Here is a 16,184-nt window from a genome sequence, read left to right as displayed (position 1 = left end):
CCTTACAGGTTATGATGGTCCGCCCGAATACCGCCTACTAAGGTCAGGTTGGTGCTGTTCTGGTACACATATTCAAAGAAAGCGCCCGGCACTAACTCTTTGCGGGTGTAGCGTTTGCCCGCCAAGGTTTCGTCCAGGTCTTCCAGCTGGTAACTCAGTCCGGTTTTATAGGTGTGCGACGTATTCCCAAACGCCGACTGGAAAATCAGATTCGCCAAACCGCTTTTCTGCTGGCCGTCATACATTCTGGGCCCGTACTGCGAGTCAAATTCATGGTTAGACCCAGACAAAATCAACCCGATGCTCTGATAAGGTTTGTTTTTGAACGTATACGAGGTTTTGGAATACGCACTCACGCGGTCGGTCTCAGATTCAATGCCATAGAAACTGCCTTCTTGCTGGGGCATGCCGCGGCGGTAGTTCACCTGTCCGCCGGTGCGGGTTTCATTTAAGGCCTGCAGCCCAATCTCCGCCACCCATTGCTTGCCGGTGTTGTATTTCCACTTGTTGAACACATTGTAGTGCTTGCCCAAGGGCAAATCCAGAAAACCATCTTTGTTGCCGTCCACGCGGTTGCTCAACTGGTCCGTGTGCAACATTAAGACCGTGGTTAGTTTTGGCGCAACTGTGAACGAGGTGTTGAGGTTGGCATCCCATTTGGCCAGGCTGTTGCCGTAAAGGTTCAGGTGCAGGCGGTCGGTTTTCTCCGGGTCTTTCAGGCGCACGTTCACCTGACCCGAGATGGATTCATAGCCGTTCAGCACCGAGCCGGTTCCTTTGATGATGTCAATTGCCTCAATGTAGGTGCCAGACAAATAATTGAGTCTATATGGCGTGGCCAATCCGCGCAAAGCCGGCACATTTTCGGTAGTAAGCAATGTGTAGGAACCATCCAGCCCCAGCATTTGAATCTGCTTGGCCCCTGAGACGGCGTCTGAGGTAGTCACTTCCACCGAGGCGTTGGTCTCAAAGCTCTCGGCCAGGTTGCAGCACGCCGATTTAAGCAAATCCATGGACGTAATGACCTGCGTGTTGGTGGGCGTGAGCGCCGAGTAACGGTCTTGTTTGCCGGTCACGGTCACTTCCTGCAAATCTGAGAAAGACTTCAGCTTGACCGTTATATTGGTTTGGCCATTGACTTGAATAGTGTCAGGATAGTAGCCCACATAGGAAACCAGAATAGCCGTTACGCCCGTGGTGCTGGGTTTTAAAGAGAAGATGCCGTTGGCCAGAGTGGAAGTGGCTTCAGTAGTACCCAGCCAAGAAATAGAGGCGCCAATTAATCCTTGGTTATTGGCCGCGTCTACCACGCGGCCCGTCAGATTTTGCGCCATTCCGGAAAAGGAGCCCAAAAACGCAAACAGAGTCAAAACCAGAGCGGTCTGACGTTTAGAAAAAAACATAGGTGTGATTCATTTAGTAAAACAAATTTCCAAAGGGGATAGGCCATAGAAAGCCTTTGCTTCGGCGCGTGCGCCAAAGTGGGAAATTGCAGAACTAAATGTTGAGGATGTGCAAGCGGTGCAGCAGGTCAATACCGGCCAGCGGGGGAGAAGAATCTGAGTACAGCGGCCAGCCTTTACTTACTGACTGAGCACCCAGAAAAGGAACTAAAAAAGACGTTTCTGGCACTGCGGCCAAAACGGCAAACTCAACTTTGGGCAGCTTGTTCGTTGGCGCTACGTCAACTGTATGGAACGTGGTGGCAACCGTGCAGCAAGGCGTTTTGTCTAGGGTAGTTGTTTCCGCAGTTGGGCAAACTGGTGTTTTCTTCTTGGCCTTGCAACAGCCCATCTTCTCCATCTTCTCCGCCGCCGCTGCCGACGGGGCCATGCCCAGCATGGCGCAGAAGCGCTGCGTGGCCGCCATCCCCACCGAGCCCGTGAGCACGTTGAAGGCGAGCAGTAAAAGGAGAATATGCCTGGTTTTCCGGTGCATGCCCCAAAGTTACGGAAAAACGCGCCACTTTCCACCACTTTCGCGCCACGCTTCATATTTGACTTCCGTTTTTGGGCTCTAAATCTGAAATGTGCTCTAAAACAGCGCGTTGGCACTTTTTGCGCAATAGTCTACTAGATTTCCGGCAAATGTTATCCAAAAGTTTTCCCAACCAGGCCAGAAAAAATGTGGATAATGTGCATAAGTGGGGTGGATAACCATGATTTATCCACAAAGTGGGAAAAAGTGGGAGAGTGTGGTTGACTTTGCGGGCGGCTTTACTACTTTTGTTTTGTACCAAAGACCGCAGTCACCACACCACTTATCATGAACTTCCTCTCCGGCGAATATGAATGTAAGCTAGACCCGAAGGGACGATTGGTGCTGCCTGCCAAAATCAAAGCCAACCTTCCCGAAGATTCTGGAAACCAGGTGGTTTTGACCCGCGGGTTTGAGCCGTGTTTGGTGTTGTACCCCAAAACGGAGTGGAAGGTCATCTATGACCGGGTTTCCGGGCTCAACGAATTCAATGAGGAGTACCGCCATTTCCAGCGGAATTTCTTCAGGGGCAACACTGAGGTAGAGTTGGATGGCGCAGGCCGCTTTATTCTGCCCCGCACCATGGTACGCTACGCGGAAATTGAGAAAGAAGCCATTGTGGTGGGGTTAGGCAACCGGGTAGAAATCTGGAACCCAGAGAAGTATGACGCCTTCTTAATTAAAGACCAGCAGAACTTCTCCCAAATGGCCCAGAAATTTTTGGGAGACGAAACCACAGCCACTACAACTATTTTAAGCGAGTAACCAGGCCATGAGCTATCACCAACCCGTTTTATTACAGGAATCGGTAGATGCGCTGGCCATAAAGCCCGGCGGTATTTACGTAGACGTCACCTTTGGCGGTGGCGGTCACTCCGCGCACATCTTGTCACAGATGAAGGGCGGGCAGCTCTATTCCTTTGACCAGGACACAGATGCCGAACTGCAGTCAGAGAAACTAATCTCAGACACCTTCACGTTTGTGAAAGCAAATTTCCGGTACCTCAAAAAATACCTGAGACTGTACGGCGTGAAACAGGTAGACGGCATTCTAGCTGACCTGGGCGTTTCCTCACACCAGTTCAACACCGCTGAGCGCGGCTTCTCCACCCGTTTTGACGGCCCGCTTGACATGCGCATGGACAAAGAAAGTCCGCTCACTGCGCAGCAGGTCATTATGACCTATGAAGAAGAGCAACTGCACAAAATCTTCGGGCTGTATGGCGAAGTGAAAAACGCCAAAACGCTGGCCCGAGAGATTGTGTCGGCGCGCAACGTGCAGGAAATTGAGACCATCGCAGATTTTAAGAAAGCCATACAGGGCTGTACCCCAAGGGGTAAGGAAAATAAGTACCTAGCCCAGGTGTTTCAGGCCCTCAGAATTGAGGTGAACGATGAACTGAAAGCGCTGGAGGAGATGTTGGAGCAGGCCGTGGAAGTGCTCAAGCCTGGCGGAAGATTGTCCGTGATTTCCTACCACAGCCTGGAAGACCGCCTGGTTAAGAACTACATCAGCAAAGGCAAGTTTTTTGGGGAAGTAGAGAAAGACTTCTTCGGGAACGAGATAAAACCCCTTGATTCTGTCACGCGCAAGCCTATTGTGCCCGGCGCGCAGGAATTACAGGAAAACAACAGAAGCCGCAGCGCCAAGTTGCGCGTGGCCGTGAAGCGAGAGGCCCAGGATTTGGCTAAAAAGTAGAGAGGAAGCAGGGATAGAGAAATTTTACCAACCGTACCATGGCAGTCAACACTGTACGTCCGCAAAACATCCGGCCCAAGGCCAACACCCTGCGCGAGGTGCCCCAGGTGGAACCGCCGCGCGCACCCCGCAAGCCCCGGCAGAAAGGCACCAGCCTTTTTGAGCTGCTGGACCGCTACACCAAAGTTGATTTCTTCTTCGCCGATGGCCTGCCTGTGCGGTACCTGCCCAAGGTTTTGTTTCTTATGGGCGTAGTCTTGTTCTACATTGGCAACACCCACTACGCAGAGCGTACTTTGCGGCAGATTGACAAAACCAAGTCTGAAACCGAGGACCTGCGCGCTGACTATACCACGCTCAAGTCTGACTACATGGAGGCCAGCAAGCAGAGCGAGGTTGCTCGCAACGTGGCGCCCAGCGGTTTGGTAGAAAGTTCTTCGCCGCCCATTCAAGTAATTGTAGGTAAAAATGAATATTAAGAGGTCCATCGTTACGCGCGTACGGTTGGCCTTTTTGGCTATCTGCCTGTTCGCGTTCGCCATTATGTACAAGGTGGCCTACATTCAGTTCAAGGACGGGGACCGCTGGCGCGAAATTGCCAACGAGAAGCGGTTCCATTACCAGCCCATTTACGCCACGCGCGGCAACATCTACTCAGATGACGAGCGTATCATGGCTACGTCATTGCCCTTTTACCGCGTGGCCTTTGACCCATCCATTCCCAAAGACGAAGTCTTCAACAAAGGCATTGACTCCTTGGGCATGATGCTGTCGCGGTTTTTCGGGGACCAATCTCCGGAGTATTACAAGCGAAAAATCAAGGGCGCCCGCGCCAAGAACCGAAAATACGTGCGTATCAACGGTCGCCTGATTAATTACCAGGACAAAAAACTGATGGCCAAATGGCCGATTTTCAGGGCCGGGAAAAACAAAGGCGGGGTGATATTTGAGAAGATTGACCGTCGGTTCCTGCCGTTCGGGTCCTTGGCCAAGCGCACCATTGGCTTCATCAACGAAGACCGCAAAGGCGCCGGTCTGGAGTTTAGCTTTAACCGCCATTTGGCCGGCAAAGATGGCGAAGCTCTGTTTGAACGCATGGCCGGTGGCAACAAGCCCATCAATGACGGAACCGAGGTGAAACCCATGCCGGGCTTCGACATTCAAACCACCATTGACATCAACCTGCAGGACGTAGCCGAAAGTGCGCTGCGCCGCGTGCTCACCATCAATGACGCCGCTCACGGTTGTGTGATTCTGATGGAGGTAAGCACCGGCCGGATTAAAGCAATCGCCAATCTAGGCAAGGCCGGCCCGGGGTATTACGAGGAAGACTATAACTACGCGGTGGGTAACCAAGGCCGCACGGAGCCCGGTTCTACGTTCAAACTGGCGTCTATGATGGCCCTCTTGGAGGAAACCGACATGAAACTCACCGACACCGTGGAAACCGGCTACGGGTCAGAACGCATTGGCGGCGCAGTGAAAACAGACACGCATGGCTACGGCAAAATCACGCTGCAGCAAGTGTTTGAGAAATCGTCTAACGTGGGCGTGGCCAAGCTGATTCAGAAAACCTTTGAAAGCCAGCCGCAGAAATATGTAGACTACCTGCACAAGTTCGGGTTGCACCAGCCGCTTGGTTTCCAGATGAACGGCGAGGCCATTCCGTACATCAAATCGCCGAAAGACCGCAGCTGGAGCCGTCCGTCTTTGTCCACCATGGCCATTGGCTATGAATTAAAGCTTTCGCCGCTGCAGACTTTGGCCTTTTACAATGCGGTGGCCAACAACGGCGTGAAAGTGCAGCCCATGATTGTGAAGAGCATCAAGCGCGCAGACAACGTGCTGGAACAGTTTGAGACCAAGGTTCTGAACCCAAAAATCTGTTCAGACGAAACCTTGGCGCAACTAAGGGCCATGATGGAAGGTGTGGTAGAGAACGGAACTGGCAAGAACGTGCGCAGCGAAGACTACAAAGTGGCCGGCAAAACCGGTACTGCCCGTAAAGTAATAAACGGCCAGTACACCCGTAAATATTCCACCTCGTTTGTGGGGTATTTCCCGGCTGACAAGCCCAAGTACAGCTGCATTGTGATTATTGACAATCCGCAGAAAGGTGCACAGTACGGCGGTGATGTGGCCGCGCCGGTGTTCAGAGAATTGGCAGATAAGGCTTATGCCCAGGATCTAGCCATCCATAAACCCATGGCGCGCAAACCAGCCGGCGTTCAGCCTAAACTGCCCACGCTCCACGCCGGAAGCCAGGAGGAAATCAAATTACTCTGTGACAAACTGGGCATCAGCGCCCACCCCATCAACCCCGAGGAAGACTGGATTAGGGTAGACACGCAAAAACACTCGGTGGCCTTGAAACCGGTTCCCGTGAAGATGGGCAAAGTGCCCGACGTGACGGACATGACCTTGAAAGACGCCCTGTATCTCTTAGGAAACCACGGCCTGCGCGTACGCATTGTGGGGCTAGGCAGAGTGCAAAGCCAGAGTCTTACGCCCGGCGAACCTGTTCAGAAAGGCGCAATCATTACCCTTACCCTTGGAAAAAATGGCACAACTACAAAACCTGCTGCAGGCCCTCCAGCCAACGCAATTGCTCGGGCCTTCTAACCCCGAGCTTTCTGCGTTAACCATGGATTCTCGCCAGGCGGGGCCGGGCGTGGCGTTTTTCGCCATCAAAGGCACGCTCCGCGATGGGCATGATTTCATAGAAGCCGCCATGGCGCAGGGCGTTTCGGCGGTCATTTGCGAAACAGAGCCCAAAAACGCCCCAGCCGGAGTAACGGTGGTGGTGGTGCCAGACGCCGCCGCGGCCATGGGCCACATGGCCGCGGCGTTTTATGACTATCCGTCTAGAAAACTTAAGCTGGTGGGCGTCACCGGCACCAACGGCAAAACCACCTGCGTGACCTTGCTGCACAAACTGTACCGCGAGCTGGGCTACAATGCCGGTTTGCTCTCCACGGTACAAAACCAAATCAATGAAACCGTTATTCCGGCCACGCACACCACGCCCGACGCCATCACGTTGCAGGGCTTGCTGGCCCAAATGGTGAAAGCTGGTTGTACGCACGCCTTCATGGAAGTGAGTTCGCACGCCCTGGTGCAGCACCGCGTGACCGGGGTGGAATTTACTGGGGCGGTTTTTACCAATATTTCGCATGACCACCTGGATTACCACGGCACCTTTGACGAGTACATTAAGGCCAAGAAACTATTCTTCGATTTCCTTTCTAGAAAAGCGTTTGCGTTGGTAAACTCCGATGACAAGCGCGCCATGGTTATGTTGCAGAACACCAAAGCCAGCAAATACACCTACGCGCTGCGCAAGGAAGCCGATTTCAAAGCCAAGCTGATAGACAATTCCATTCAGGGTTTGCAGCTGGAGCTGGAAGGGCAGGAGGTCTGGTTCAGGTTAATCGGGACGTTCAATGCTTATAATTTAATGGCGGTGTATGGCGCGGCCATTTTGCTGGGAGAAGATTCTCCCGAAGTTTTGGCCAGCTTATCAGATTTATCATCGGCAGCCGGACGGTTTGACTATGTGGTGTCGCCCGAGGACCAGATTACGGCCATTGTAGATTACGCCCACACGCCAGACGCGCTGGAGAACGTGCTGCAAACCATTCAGCAAATCAGGAAACCAGAACAGAAGGTGATTACCGTGGTAGGCTGCGGCGGCAACCGTGATGCGGCCAAGCGCCCGGTCATGGCCGACATCGCGGCTCGTTTAAGCGACCGCGTGATTCTGACCTCAGACAACCCTAGGGATGAAGACCCGCAGGAGATTTTGAACCAGATGCAGGTAGGCGTGAAACAAGTGGATTTGAAAAAAGCGCTTTCGGTGATTGACCGCCGCGAAGCCATTAAAACCGCCGTCATGCTGGCCGAACCTGATGATATTATTCTGGTGGCGGGCAAGGGACATGAAACCTACCAGGAAGTGAAAGGCGAGCGGTCGCCGTTTGACGATAAATTGATTCTACAGGAAGCCTTCGCGCTCCTCCAGAAATAACCGACGGATAGCAGGGAAGGCAAGGCAGAAAATGCCTACATCCTAAACATTATAAGATGCTGTATTACCTTTTTAGATACTTAGACCAAGAATTTGACGTGCTGGGCGCGGGTGTATTCCAATACATTTCGTTCAGGGCTGGCTTGGCGGCGCTGCTATCTCTCTTGATTGCCATGATTTTCGGCGGACGCTTGATAAGAATGCTGCATCGCAAACAAGTAGGCGAATCCATCAGAGACTTGGGTCTGGAAGGCCAGATGGAGAAGAAAGGCACGCCAACCATGGGCGGTCTAATCATTCTGTTGGCCATTGTGCTGCCTACGCTTCTGCTGGCACGACTGAGCAATATCTATATTATTTTAATGCTGGTGTCTACGCTGTGGCTGGGCGCCATCGGGTTTCTGGATGATTATATTAAAGTCTTCAAGAAGAACAAAGAAGGTCTGGCCGGCAAGTTCAAAATCATTGGGCAGGTGGGTTTGGGGTTGATTGTAGGCGTGGTGTTGTTTTTCAACGAAGACGTGGTGGTACGCCAATACCTCACAGAAAAAGGTATCTCGGCCATTGACGTGGGTGGTTCCTTTGAAGACGTTCGCAAGATGATTACCACCGTGCCGTTCACCAAAAACAACGAACTGGATTACCACCATTTCTTCAGCTTTGCGAGTCCCGTTTTGGGCTCTTACGCCCGCTTCCTGTACATCCCGTTGGTGATTATCATCATCACGGCCGTATCAAACGGCGCCAACATCACCGACGGCATTGACGGCCTAGCCGCTGGGACTTCAGCTATTATTGGTACTACCTTGGCGGTGTTTGCCTGGGTGTCTGGTAACGCCATCTTCGCCGATTACTTTGACATCATGTACATTCCCAACACCGGCGAGTTGGTGATTTTCTGTACCGCCTTTGTGGGCGCCTGCGTGGGTTTTTTGTGGTACAACTCGTACCCGGCGCAAGTGTTCATGGGTGACACCGGTTCCCTTTCCATTGGCGGCATCATTGCCGTTTTGGCGCTCATTTTGAGAAAAGAGCTCCTAATCCCAATTCTCTGCGGCATCTTTTTAGTGGAAAACCTATCGGTTATGATTCAGGTGAGCTACTTCAAATACACCAAACGCAAATACGGCGAAGGCCGACGAATTTTCAAGATGTCACCGCTGCACCATCACTACCAGAAACTAGGTTACCATGAATCTAAGATTGTCACCCGCTTCTGGACCGTGGGCATCATGCTGGCCATTTTGACTTTGGTGACTTTGAAATTGAGGTAGGAAGATTTTCCGTTTTGGGGCTCATTTTCAGAAATGAAGCCAAAAATGGAAATTCAGTTTCAGAATAAATTACACTGCACAGAACGCTTGAACAAAAAATGAACAAACAAATAGCCATACTAGGAGCGGGGGAAAGCGGCGTTGGCGCGGCCTTGCTGGCGCAGGCCAAAGGTTATGATGTGTTCGTGTCTGACCGAGGCGAAATTTCTGAGAAATACAAAATCCAGTTGCAGCAAGCCAAGATTCCTTTTGAGGAAGGAACGCACACGCTGGAACAAATCTACGCAGTTGCGGAAATTATCAAGAGCCCGGGCATTCCAGATTCTGTGGCTGTGATTCAAGGGGCGTTGGAAAAAGGAATTCCGGTGATTTCTGAGATTGAGTTCGCGGGGCGGTATGCTGGAGGAAAGTTCATCTGCATCACGGGTACCAATGGCAAAACCACCACCACGCTGCTTACCTACCACCTGCTGAAAAGCGCGGGTTTGAAAGTGGCTCTGGCCGGTAATGTGGGCGAAAGTCTGGCCGGCAAAGTATTGGAAGGCGGTTACGACTACTACGTGGTGGAACTAAGCAGTTTTCAGCTGGACAACATGTATGCGTTCAAGGCGCACATAAGCATTTTGCTCAACATCACGCCAGACCATCTGGACCGCTACAACTACCAAATGGAAAGCTATGCTGCGGCCAAGTTTAGAATCACGCAGAACATGACTTCCGAAGATTTCTTCCTCTTCAACCTGGATGACGCGGAGATTCAAAAATATCTGGCAACCCACCAGGTGCCGGGCAAACCGGTTCCTTTCGGCCTGAAAGAGTCAGAAACATTAGCCATCAATTTTGAAGAGAAGTCGATTTTGGCCTCTGTTTGTGAAATGAAGACAAAACTGGACACAACGGGTTCTAATTTGATTGGCCAGCACAACCAATACAATACCATGGCTGCCGTGGGCGGCGCCTTGCTGGTCGGTATTTCACCAGAGCAAATAGAAACCGCACTTGCCACTTTCCAGAACGCGGAGCATAGATTACAGCCGGTAGGCGAGATTGACGGCGTGCGCTTTATCAATGATTCCAAAGCCACCAATGTGGAAGCCGTTTGGTACGCGCTGGACGGCATCAAAGAACCTATTGTGTGGGTAGTGGGCGGCAAAGACAAAGGCAATGATTATTCCACGCTGCTGCCTTTGGTGCAGGACAAAGTGAAAGCCATTGTCTGCCTGGGCCTAGATAACAGCAAGATTTTGGCTTCATTTTCAGAAATGAGCCCGAAAACGGTAGAAACGCAGGATGTGAAGGAGGCAGTAAAGCTAGCTTTTGATTTCGCTGAGAAAGGCGATGTGGTGTTGCTCTCGCCGGCTTGCGCAAGTTTTGATTTATTCAACAATTATGAACACCGGGGCCGCGCGTTTGCAGAAGCAGTGGCCGCGCTAAAAAACACTCGGGTATGATGACAGCAGCGAAAGATTGGCTCCGCGAGAACCTTAAAGGCGACCCTATTCTGTGGGGTATTGTGCTCACTTTCGGGTTGATCAGTATTGCGGTGGTGTACTCGGCCACGGGCACGCTCGCCTACAAAATGATGTCGGGGAACACGGAATATTACCTGTTCAAGCACTCGGCACTGATTTTCATTGGTTTGGCCTTTGTGTGGCTGGCGCATAAAGTCAACTACCGCTATTACGCCAAGATGAGCCAAGTGGCGCTAATGTTTTCGGTACCCTTGCTGATTTACACTTATTTGAAAGGCTCTAACATTAACGAGGCGTCGCGCTGGCTCACTATTCCCATCATCAACCAGACGTTTCAGCCCTCAGATTTGGCCAAGCTGGCCTTGATTTCTTATTTGGCCAGCATACTGAGCAAGCGCCAGATGAACATCGCGCACAAACAAACCTTGATTCCGTTGTTTCTCTGGAGTGGCTTGATTTGCGGCTTGATTGCCATGAGTAATATCTCCACGGGCTTTTTGCTTTTCATGACCTGTATTCTGCTGATGTTCATCGGACGGGTGCCCATGAAACCCATTTTCACCATGATTATAGTCGGGGCCATCTTCGGGACCATTGCTTTGACCATAGGGCAGCGGATGCAGACGGCTATCTCCAGGATTGAGAATTTCCTTGATTCTGAGGAAACTGTTTTCCAACTGGAGCAATCCTACATCGCCATTGCCACGGGCGGAATTGTGGGCAAAGGGCCGGGTAATTCAGACCAACGCAATGTGTTGCCGCACCCGTATTCAGACTTTATTTACGCCATCATTATTGAGGAATACGGGTTAATAGGAGGGGCCACCGTGTTGATGCTCTACCTGGCCTTTCTCTACCGCGGCATGGTGGCGGTGACCAACAGTTTGGGCGCCTTCGGGGGATTGCTGTCGGCGGGCCTGAGTTTTAGTCTTGTCATTCAGGCAATGGTGAACATGGGCGTGGCCGTGGGCTTGGGTCCGATTACCGGTTTGCCGTTGCCGCTATTGAGTATGGGCGGAACCTCGCTTATTTTCACCGGTATTTCCATTGGCATTATCCTGAGTGTGAGCCGAAGCGAATATGAGGCGCGCCAGCAGGCAATTGGGGCCGTGAACAAACCAGCCTTGAGCCATGCCTGAGAAAACCTACAGATTCATTATTAGTGGGGGCGGCACCGGCGGGCACATCTATCCGGCGGTGGCCATCGCCAATGAGATTAAGCGGTTGCACCCAACGGCTGAAATTCTGTTTGTGGGCGCCGAAGGCCGCATGGAAATGACACGTGTGCCCGAAGCAGGCTATAAAATCATTGGTCTCTGGATTAGTGGTTTGCAACGAAGACTGACTTTAGACAATCTTTCTTTTCCGCTAAAAGTCATTTCCAGCGTCCGGAAAGCGTATAAAATCATCAAAGACTTTAAACCCGATGCGGTGGTAGGCGTGGGCGGTTACGCCAGCGGTCCGTTGTTGTATGCGGCTACCAAAATGGGAATTCCTTCCTTGATTCAGGAACAGAACGGGCACGCCGGTATCACCAATAAGTTGTTGGCTAACAAGGTAGAAAAGATTTGTGTGGCCTATGACGGCATGGAGAAGTACTTCCCGAAGGAAAAACTGATTCACACCGGCAATCCCGTACGCCGTGACATTACTGAACTAAAGGGGAAACGCGAAGAAGCCATGGCTTACTTCGAGTTGAACCCTGCCAGAACTACATTTCTGGTAATAGGCGGAAGTTTGGGCGCCCGCACCTTGAACCAAGCCACAGAGGCTGCCCTGGCAGAAATCCAGCAGAAAGGCTACAACTTGATTTGGCAAACGGGCAAGACGTTTATCTCCACGGCAGAAGCGACGGTGCAGCATTTTCCTACAGACCAAATCAAGGCTTCTGACTTCATCAAACGCATGGATTTGGCCTACGCGGCGGCAGATGTGGTGATTTCCCGTGCGGGGGCTTTGTCAATTTCAGAACTGTGTCTGGCGCAGAAGCCGTCTATTCTGGTGCCTTCGCCTAACGTGGCGGAGGACCATCAAACCAAAAACGCCATGGCTTTGGTAAATAAAGAAGCGGCCGTATTGGTGAAAGACGCAGAAGCAGACAAATTGTGGAGCAGCGCTTTCGCTTTAGCCCAAAATAAAGAAAAACAAGCAGAGTTGAGCCGCAACATCGCGTTGCTGGCGCGGCCTTTCGCCACCGAAACCATTGTGCAGGAACTTTTTAAACTAATAAAATGAACCTGCGGCAATTTGAGAATATCTACTTTTTAGGCATTGGCGGCATTGGCATGAGCGCCATCGCCCGCTGGTTTCTGGCCAAAGGCTTTGCCGTGGCGGGTTATGACAAGACGCCTACGCCGCTCACCCAGAAATTGCAGGAAGAAGGTGCCCAGATTCATTTCGAAGATGACGTAAACCTGATTCCGGGCTCATTTCTGGAAATGAAGGCAAAAACGCTGGTGGTATTGACGCCCGCCGTTCCCAAAACCCACACACAGCGGCAATATTTAGAGCAACAAGGTTTTACCATCATGAAGCGCTCGCAGGTGTTGGGCTTGCTCACCGCTGACCAGTATTTGATTGCGGTGGCGGGCACGCATGGTAAAACCACTACCTCTACCATGGTGGCGCATTTGTTGCACCACGCAGGTGTCTCCACGTCGGCGTTTCTGGGTGGCATTTCCACAGATTTGGGTTCTAATTTGTTGCTGCCAGCCAAAGACGAAGACCGGGCCCTGGCCGTGGTGGAAGCCGATGAATATGACCGTTCGTTCCTGACCTTGCACCCAGACATTGCCATTGTCACCTCCACAGACCCAGACCACCTGGACATCTATGGCGAAAAGGAGGCCTTAGTAGAGTCATTCCGGCAGTTTGTGAGCCAGATTAAACCCAATGGTTTTCTGATCTTGAACCATACTGCTGACCAGAGCATAGCAGAGGCCGTTCACCCTTCCGTGAAGATTATCAGGTATGGTCTTGAAGGTGAGGAGCTAGCGGCAGGCGAGATAAAAATAGCCGATGGAAGTATGAAATTTTTTGCCCAAGGCTGGAACTTCCAACTCCCAGAGACCGCTTTGCAGGTACCCGGTTTCCATAATGTAGAGAATGCCCTGGCCGCGGTGCAGGCCGTGTCACTGGCGGGTGTGAGTGCCCAGGAAATTGCTAACGGACTTGCGGTTTATACGGGCGTAAAAAGGCGGTTTGAAAAGGTGTGGACTGACGGAAAAAGGGTATATTTAGATGATTATGCGCACCATCCGCGTGAGATTGAGGCTTTTTTGACTTCCGTGAGGGCGCTGTATCCAAAGAAAAAGCTTCGTGTTGTCTTTCAGCCGCATTTGTTTACCCGTACCCGTGATTTTTTAGAAGGCTTTGCCACCAGTTTGAGTTTGGCAGATGAGGTCTGGCTGCTGGATATTTACCCAGCCCGTGAGTTGCCCATTGAAGGCGTGAATGCCAAGCTGCTGTTTGACAAGTTACCCTTGGCAAACAAGCGTTTGCTAAAAAAAGAAGAAGTGCTAGCTGCGTTAGCAAAAGAGTTGGATTTTGCCGTGTTGGCCACGGTGGGGGCAGGAGACATTGACACGCTTGTTCCTGAGATAAAAGCATTTATGGAGGAGCAGAACCATGTATTGGAATAGGAAGGTAAAAGCCCTGCTTTTCGTAGTTTTTTGCGCCGCGAGCTTTGTTTTTCTGGCTGGGTTTTCAGGTACCCGGCAGGCCGAAAAAATATGCGAAAAAGTCAATATTAAAATTGATAATGAGTATAACAATTACTTTCTTAGTGATTCAGAAGTGATGGCCTTGCTCACCAGAAATGGGAAGCAACCACTCACCGGAATGAAAAAGGGAGAGATTGACCTCAAGGGACTGGAAATGCGGATTAAATCGCATAAATTTGTGAAAGAAGCCGAGGTCTCCCGGGATTTGGCAGGGAACATCAACGTCACAATACGGCAAAACAGGCCCATTGCCCGCTTGCTAAGCACTGAAAAAGACGCGTATCTAGATGAAGAAGGCAACCAATTGCCCCTCTCTTCTCTGTACACGGCCCACGTGCTGCCGGTGACCTCCTCATTGGTCTTGAAAAAGCCCGCCGGCTCCTTCTTTCAAGACTCGGTGGGTTTGCCCTATCTGGAGTTGTTGAAGTTTATTGAAAAAGACGAGTTCTGGAACGCGCAGCTGGCCCACATGCACATTGACGGCAAGGGCAGCGTGAGTTTTTTGACCCAGGTGGGCGACCAGCGAATTGAGTTCGGGAAACCGGTGCAGGTGCAGGAGAAGTTCAGGAAACTGTTTGTCTTCTACAAAGAAGTGCTGCCGGTGGTAGGCTGGGAGAAATACAGCCGCCTGAACGTGGAATACAAGGATCAGATTATTTGTGAATAGATATTGATATGACTCAGAACGACAAAATTGTTGTAGGCTTAGACATTGGGACAACCAAGATTTGCGCGCTGGTAGGTAGAAAGAATGAGTACGGCAAGCTGGAGATCCTTGGATTGGGTAAAGCGGTGTCTGAAGGGGTGGTGCGCGGCATGGTGAGCAACATTGACAAAACCGTTGAGGCCATCCGCAAGGCAATCCGTCAGGCAGAGGAGCAGTCAGGCATTGACATCAAGGTAGTGAACGTGGGCATTGCCGGTCAGCACATCAAGAGCTTGCAGCACAACGGCAGCATCACGCGCACCTCTGTGGACAGCGAGATCACCGTGGAAGACGTGAACCGCCTCACCAATGACATGTACCGTTTGGTAACCCCTCCTGGCAGCGAAATCATTCATGTCATGCCCCAGGACTACAAAGTAGACTACGAAGACGGCATCATGGACCCAGTGGGCATGTCAGGTGTGCGCCTGGAAGGCAACTTCCACATTATCACGGCCCAGTCAAACGCCATCAACAACATCAACAAGTGCATTCACCGCGCCGGGCTTGAGATTGACCAGCTGATTCTGGAGCCTTTGGCCTCGTGCATGAGCGTGCTCAGCGAAGAAGAGCGTGAGGCGGGTGTAGCCCTGATTGATATTGGCGGTGGAACTACTGATTTGGCTATTTTCAAAGACAACATTATTCGGCACACCGCCGTGTTGCCGTTTGGCGGGAACATTATTACTTCAGACATCAAACAGGGCTGCATGGTCATGCAGAACCAGGCCGAGCAATTAAAAGTGCGGTTTGGCAAAGCCATTGCCGATGAGGCTTCTGAAAATGAGATTGTCTCTATCCCGGGCTTGCGTGACCGTACGCCTAAAGAAATTTCCTTGAAAAACCTTGCTTTTATTATTGAAGCTAGAATGGAGGAAATTGTTGAACTTGTCTATTCAGAAATTGTTAGGAGCGGGTATGCCAACCAATTGGCGGCTGGCGTGGTGATCACCGGCGGTGGCGCCCAATTGCAGAATCTGGTACAGCTGGTGGAATATTTGACCGGTTTAGATGCCCGCATTGGTTACCCGAATGAGCATTTAGGCAAAAGCAAGATAGACTCTGTGAAGAGCCCAATGTACGCTACCACCGTTGGTTTGGTGCTGGCCGGTTACCAGGCCTTGGATGAGCGTGCCAACCGCTACACTGAGATGCAGAACCCAGAGCCGTCAAGAGCCGTGAATGAAGCCAAGCCTGCCCAGAAACAGAACAGCGGCGCCGGATTCTTCAGCAAGATAGTAGAGCGCACCAAGAGCATGCTGATTGACGATTTTGACGACAAGCAACAGAACTATTAACGAGTAATT

General features: G+C 51.4%; 14 protein-coding genes. 12 read left to right on the top strand and 2 right to left on the bottom strand.

What is annotated here, in order from left to right; translation table 11 throughout:
- Positions 1-2: 2 nt before the first annotated feature.
- Together IMY23_RS06850 and IMY23_RS06845 are read right to left on the bottom strand one after the other, a co-directional pair.
- The gene (locus IMY23_RS06850; protein ID WP_192821370.1) at positions 3-1,334 is read right to left on the bottom strand and encodes a TonB-dependent receptor; all 1,332 of its coding nucleotides are present in this window, start codon (positions 1,332-1,334) and stop codon (positions 3-5) included.
- 163 nt (positions 1,335-1,497) lie between these two features.
- Entirely contained in the window at positions 1,498-1,938 is a 441-nt protein-coding gene (locus tag IMY23_RS06845) for a hypothetical protein (protein WP_192821369.1), read from the bottom strand.
- A gap of 327 nt (positions 1,939-2,265) precedes the next feature.
- Here IMY23_RS06845 and mraZ point away from each other — a divergent pair, with 327 nt between their 5' ends.
- From mraZ to ftsA, 12 genes are all read left to right on the top strand, one after another.
- Entirely contained in the window at positions 2,266-2,742 is a 477-nt protein-coding gene (mraZ, locus tag IMY23_RS06840) for a division/cell wall cluster transcriptional repressor MraZ (protein ID WP_192821368.1), read from the top strand.
- A 7-nt stretch (positions 2,743-2,749) separates the two neighbouring features.
- A complete protein-coding gene (gene rsmH, locus IMY23_RS06835; RefSeq protein WP_192821367.1) occupies positions 2,750-3,676 on the top strand; it encodes a 16S rRNA (cytosine(1402)-N(4))-methyltransferase RsmH in 927 nt (308 codons plus the stop codon).
- Between the two features lie 38 nt (positions 3,677-3,714).
- Entirely contained in the window at positions 3,715-4,155 is a 441-nt protein-coding gene (locus IMY23_RS06830; protein WP_192821366.1) for an FtsL-like putative cell division protein, read from the top strand.
- Positions 4,145-6,298, top strand: a complete 2,154-nt coding sequence (locus IMY23_RS06825) for a penicillin-binding protein (RefSeq protein ID WP_192821365.1) — start codon at positions 4,145-4,147, stop codon at positions 6,296-6,298. Before IMY23_RS06830 ends, IMY23_RS06825 begins: the two co-directional genes overlap by 11 nt.
- Positions 6,237-7,703 carry a UDP-N-acetylmuramoyl-L-alanyl-D-glutamate--2,6-diaminopimelate ligase gene (locus IMY23_RS06820; protein WP_192821364.1) on the top strand — a complete coding sequence of 489 codons (1,467 nt, stop codon included), beginning with the start codon at positions 6,237-6,239 and terminating at the stop codon, positions 7,701-7,703. The genes IMY23_RS06825 and IMY23_RS06820 overlap by 62 nt, the downstream gene beginning before the upstream one ends.
- 56 nt (positions 7,704-7,759) lie before the next feature.
- Positions 7,760-8,977: a phospho-N-acetylmuramoyl-pentapeptide-transferase gene (mraY, locus tag IMY23_RS06815; RefSeq protein WP_192821363.1), complete on the top strand. Its 1,218-nt coding sequence runs from the start codon at positions 7,760-7,762 to the stop codon at positions 8,975-8,977.
- A 98-nt stretch (positions 8,978-9,075) separates the two neighbouring features.
- Positions 9,076-10,428: a UDP-N-acetylmuramoyl-L-alanine--D-glutamate ligase gene (gene murD / locus IMY23_RS06810; RefSeq protein WP_192821362.1), complete on the top strand. Its 1,353-nt coding sequence runs from the start codon at positions 9,076-9,078 to the stop codon at positions 10,426-10,428.
- Positions 10,428-11,588, top strand: a complete 1,161-nt coding sequence (locus IMY23_RS06805) for an FtsW/RodA/SpoVE family cell cycle protein (RefSeq protein ID WP_225986601.1) — start codon at positions 10,428-10,430, stop codon at positions 11,586-11,588. Before murD ends, IMY23_RS06805 begins: the two co-directional genes overlap by 1 nt.
- Positions 11,581-12,684: an undecaprenyldiphospho-muramoylpentapeptide beta-N-acetylglucosaminyltransferase gene (gene murG, locus IMY23_RS06800; protein WP_192821360.1), complete on the top strand. Its 1,104-nt coding sequence runs from the start codon at positions 11,581-11,583 to the stop codon at positions 12,682-12,684. Before IMY23_RS06805 ends, murG begins: the two co-directional genes overlap by 8 nt.
- Positions 12,681-14,090 (top strand): UDP-N-acetylmuramate--L-alanine ligase, encoded by a 1,410-nt coding sequence (murC, locus tag IMY23_RS06795; protein WP_192821359.1) that lies wholly within the window; start codon positions 12,681-12,683, stop codon positions 14,088-14,090. The genes murG and murC overlap by 4 nt, the downstream gene beginning before the upstream one ends.
- 199 nt (positions 14,091-14,289) lie before the next feature.
- Positions 14,290-14,838, top strand: a complete 549-nt coding sequence (locus tag IMY23_RS06790) for a cell division protein FtsQ/DivIB (protein WP_225986434.1) — start codon at positions 14,290-14,292, stop codon at positions 14,836-14,838.
- 8 nt (positions 14,839-14,846) lie between these two features.
- Positions 14,847-16,175: a cell division protein FtsA gene (gene ftsA, locus IMY23_RS06785; protein WP_192821357.1), complete on the top strand. Its 1,329-nt coding sequence runs from the start codon at positions 14,847-14,849 to the stop codon at positions 16,173-16,175.
- The last annotated feature ends 9 nt before the right edge of the window (positions 16,176-16,184 follow it).

Origin of the sequence: Rufibacter sp. LB8, from assembly GCF_014876185.1 — a bacterium.
Lineage (GTDB): Bacteria > Bacteroidota > Bacteroidia > Cytophagales > Hymenobacteraceae > Nibribacter.
Note: the sequence above shows the minus strand (reverse complement) of the source record. Positions and strands in the feature narration are given on the sequence as shown.

What these genes read in the sequence shown, in the direction of transcription:
- IMY23_RS06825 (WP_192821365.1), top strand. Translation starts at nt 4,145, where the DNA reads ATGAATATTAAGAGGTCCATCGTTACGCGCGTACGGTTGGCCTTTTTG.
- IMY23_RS06845 (WP_192821369.1), bottom strand. Translation starts at nt 1,938, where the DNA reads ATGCACCGGAAAACCAGGCATATTCTCCTTTTACTGCTCGCCTTCAAC.
- IMY23_RS06830 (WP_192821366.1), top strand. Translation starts at nt 3,715, where the DNA reads ATGGCAGTCAACACTGTACGTCCGCAAAACATCCGGCCCAAGGCCAAC.
- IMY23_RS06790 (WP_225986434.1), top strand. Translation starts at nt 14,290, where the DNA reads ATGAAAAAGGGAGAGATTGACCTCAAGGGACTGGAAATGCGGATTAAA.
- IMY23_RS06850 (WP_192821370.1), bottom strand. Translation starts at nt 1,334, where the DNA reads ATGGCGCAAAATCTGACGGGCCGCGTGGTAGACGCGGCCAATAACCAA.
- mraZ (WP_192821368.1), top strand. Translation starts at nt 2,266, where the DNA reads ATGAACTTCCTCTCCGGCGAATATGAATGTAAGCTAGACCCGAAGGGA.
- rsmH (WP_192821367.1), top strand. Translation starts at nt 2,750, where the DNA reads ATGAGCTATCACCAACCCGTTTTATTACAGGAATCGGTAGATGCGCTG.
- IMY23_RS06805 (WP_225986601.1), top strand. Translation starts at nt 10,428, where the DNA reads ATGACAGCAGCGAAAGATTGGCTCCGCGAGAACCTTAAAGGCGACCCT.
- murG (WP_192821360.1), top strand. Translation starts at nt 11,581, where the DNA reads ATGCCTGAGAAAACCTACAGATTCATTATTAGTGGGGGCGGCACCGGC.
- ftsA (WP_192821357.1), top strand. Translation starts at nt 14,847, where the DNA reads ATGACTCAGAACGACAAAATTGTTGTAGGCTTAGACATTGGGACAACC.
- mraY (WP_192821363.1), top strand. Translation starts at nt 7,760, where the DNA reads ATGCTGTATTACCTTTTTAGATACTTAGACCAAGAATTTGACGTGCTG.
- IMY23_RS06820 (WP_192821364.1), top strand. Translation starts at nt 6,237, where the DNA reads ATGGCACAACTACAAAACCTGCTGCAGGCCCTCCAGCCAACGCAATTG.
- murD (WP_192821362.1), top strand. Translation starts at nt 9,076, where the DNA reads ATGAACAAACAAATAGCCATACTAGGAGCGGGGGAAAGCGGCGTTGGC.
- murC (WP_192821359.1), top strand. Translation starts at nt 12,681, where the DNA reads ATGAACCTGCGGCAATTTGAGAATATCTACTTTTTAGGCATTGGCGGC.